Below are 2,921 nucleotides of genomic sequence, written 5' to 3'. Positions count from 1 at the left end.
GGAGGCCAAAGCCGGGTCGCACGCAGCGCAGGTTGTCGCGCGTGAGCACATCGCCGGCCTTCAGATCCTGCGCAATGTAGAGCGAGCGGCGGAAGGCGAGCGACTTCATTTCGGCCGTGGTCGGGCCGTAGCTGATCTGGCCGACCGCCTGCCAGGCGCGCTCGGTTTCCTCGCGCAACTGACGCAGTTCCTGCGGTTCCATCGAGAAGCTCGAATCCACACCCCCATCGGCGCGGCGCAGGGTGAAGTGTTTTTCGATCACCGTCGCGCCCAGCGCGGTGGCCGCCACCGAGACGCCGCAGCCCATGGTGTGGTCTGACAGGCCCACCTCGCAGCCGAACAGGGTGCGCAGGTGCGGGATGGTGCTGATGTTGGTGTTGGCGGCGGTGGCGGGGTAGGTGCTGGTGCACTTGAGCAGCACCAGGTCGCGGCAGCCGGCTTCGCGCGCGGCGCGCACGGCCTCGTCGATCTCGCCGGCCGTGGCCATGCCGGTGGACATGATCATGGGCTTGCCGGTGGCGGCCACGCGGCGGATCAGCGGCAGGTCGGTGTTCTCGAATGAGGCGATCTTGTAGGCCGGCACGTTCAGCGAGTCGAGAAAGTCCACCGAGCTGAAATCGAACGGCGTGCTGAAGCAGTGCACGCCGTGTTGAGCCGCTCGTTCCATGATGGGCGCGTGCCACTCCCAGGGGGTATGGGCCTCTTCGTACAGCTCGTACAGCTGGCGTCCGGCCCACAGGCTCTTGGGGTCGTCGATCACGAAGCCGGGCATGCGCAGGTTCAGCGTCATGGTGTCGGCGGTGTAGGTCTGCAGCTTGATCGCGTCGGCGCCGTGCGCGGCGGCGGCGTCCACGATCTCCAGTGCGCGATCCAGCGACTGGTTGTGGTTGCCCGACATCTCGGCGATCAGGTAGGGGCGGTGGCCGGAGCCGATCTCACGGTCGAGGATCTTCATGGTGCGGTCTCAGTGGGGCCCAGCAGAGGCCCGATGGTCTTCTCGTATTGCAGTGGGCCACCATGGTAGCCACCGGCTGCAAAGAGTTGTTGCGATGCGTTGTTGCCGGGCAGCACGCTGGCGTCGACGGTGATGCCCGCCGGGTGCAGCTCCAGCAACGCCTGCTCGCCCGCCGCCAGCAGGTGCCGGCCCAGGCCCAGCCCCTGCAGGTCCGGATCGAGGTAGAGCGAGACCTCCAGGTGGCCGTTGGCCAGCCGGTCGAACCGGATGCTGCCCACCGGCAGCTGGCCGACCTTGCCGACGAACAGCCAGCGCCCGGGGTGCGCGAGCACCGCACGCACCCAGGCCTCGTGGGCGTCGAAGTCGATCGGGTCCTGTGTGGCCGACACGGCGCGCACCGATGGGTGGTTGCGCCAGCCGTGCAGCAGCGGCGCGTCGTCGGCCGTGGCGGGGCGCAGTTGCAGTTGGTCGCGCAACAGGGCCAGGGCCACGCGCTGGGCGCCACGGCCATCCACCAGCGCAGCGGCCCGTTCCGCCAGCGATCGCCGCGCGGCCGGATCGGCGATGAGCTCGCGCAGCACAACAGGCAGCGTGGCTTCATCGGCTGCGCGCACCGCACCCAGGGCCGCCAGCCCCGGCACCACGGCCGACTGGTTGGCCACCAGGGCCAGGGCCACGGCAGGGGCGCCCATGCAGCAGCGTTCCCAGGTCGCGCCGCCACCGGCGCCAATCTGCAGGTCGTGCCGTGCAAAGAAGGCGGCCAGGTCGGGCTGGTCGAGCGTCAGAGTGGCTTGTCCGTTGCGCTGGCAGGCCTCCCGCAGGCCGGCCAACTGCGGGTTGGCCGAGGTGGACACCACTTCCACCGGGCCTGTAAAGCCGGCGTGCCGGCAGGCGGCCAGCACGCGGGCCGACACCCCCCCGGGGTCGGTGCCGCCCATGAAGACGCCGATGCTGCGCACCGCGTCGTGAAAACGGTACCGGGCAGCCCCTCGGTAGGCACTGGCGAGCAGCGCGAAGCGTGGTCCGCACAGCCACAGCGGCTCGCGTTGCAGGCGATCGGCGTACTTGGCGCGGTGATCGGGTGCCCAGTTGTGGTCCAGCAGGGCGTCGGCGTCGAGCACGCGGTCGGCGGTGTCGTCGATGACCAGCAGGCGCAAGTCCTGTGCACCACAGCCCAGCGCGGCGCGCACCGCACGGTGCCAGCGAGCGTCGAAGGCGTAGTGATCGACCACCACCGTGTCGGGACGCCAGTTGGCCAGGGTCTGTGCGGTGTCGTCGGCGTCCTGTGCCTGTGGCACACCGGCCCAGGCCGCGTGTGGCGGTGCATCCGGTGCCGGAGTGAAGGCTTGGGCGGGGGCGGGCAGCCACCGCGTGGGTAAGCCGCTGTCGCCCAGCACCGTAGCGGCCACGGCGTCCAGCGCCCGGCAGACGAAACGGACGTCCACACCGACTTCGATCAGCGCGTGCGCCAGCGACAGGCAACGCTTGAGGTGCCCGGTGCCGATGGCGGCCGAGGCATCGACGCGGATCGCCACGCGCGCTGTCATGTCAGGCGGGAACGAAGGTCTGGCGCACCGGCACGCCGGCCGCGGCCAGCGCGGCTTTGGCGCCCGCGGGGGTCTGTTCGGTGAAGTGGAAGATGCTCGCGGCAGCCACAGCCGACGCGCCGGCCTGCGTCACCGCATCGACCATGTGCTGGTAATGTCCAGCGCCACCCGAAGCGATGACCTGGATCTTCACCGCGCGCACCACTGCCTCGATCAGCGGCAGGTCGTAGCCCTGCATGGTGCCGTCGCGTTCGATGGAGGTGATGAGGATCTCGCCCGCGCCGCGGTCTTCCAGCTCGCGTGCCCAGGTCACGACCTCGCGGCCCGTGGCGATCTGGCCAGCGTGGCTGTAGCACGCCCAGTCGCCGTCCTGCGCGCGCACGTCGATGCTGGCGACCACGCACTGCGCGCCGTGGCGA

General features: G+C 70.2%; 3 protein-coding genes. All 3 read right to left on the bottom strand.

Translation table 11 applies throughout. From position 1 onward, the window contains the following. Positions 1-955, bottom strand: a 955-nt coding sequence (pseI, locus tag ACR2JA_RS17845) for a pseudaminic acid synthase (RefSeq protein ID WP_434010414.1), incomplete at its 3' end; no start/stop codon positions are given. Beyond that, entirely contained in the window at positions 952-2,502 is a 1,551-nt protein-coding gene (gene pseG / locus ACR2JA_RS17840; RefSeq protein WP_434010413.1) for a UDP-2,4-diacetamido-2,4,6-trideoxy-beta-L-altropyranose hydrolase, read from the bottom strand. The genes pseI and pseG, both read right to left, overlap by 4 nt. A gap of 1 nt (position 2,503) precedes the next feature. Then, on the bottom strand, positions 2,504-2,921 hold a 418-nt coding region (locus ACR2JA_RS17835), incomplete at its 5' end, for a HisA/HisF-related TIM barrel protein (RefSeq protein WP_434010412.1).

The sequence above is a fragment of the Hydrogenophaga sp. genome (assembly GCF_051007235.1).
Taxonomy (GTDB): domain Bacteria; phylum Pseudomonadota; class Gammaproteobacteria; order Burkholderiales; family Burkholderiaceae_C; genus Hydrogenophaga.
The sequence above is the reverse complement of the archived record's forward strand: the minus strand, read 5'-3'. Positions and strand labels throughout refer to the sequence as shown.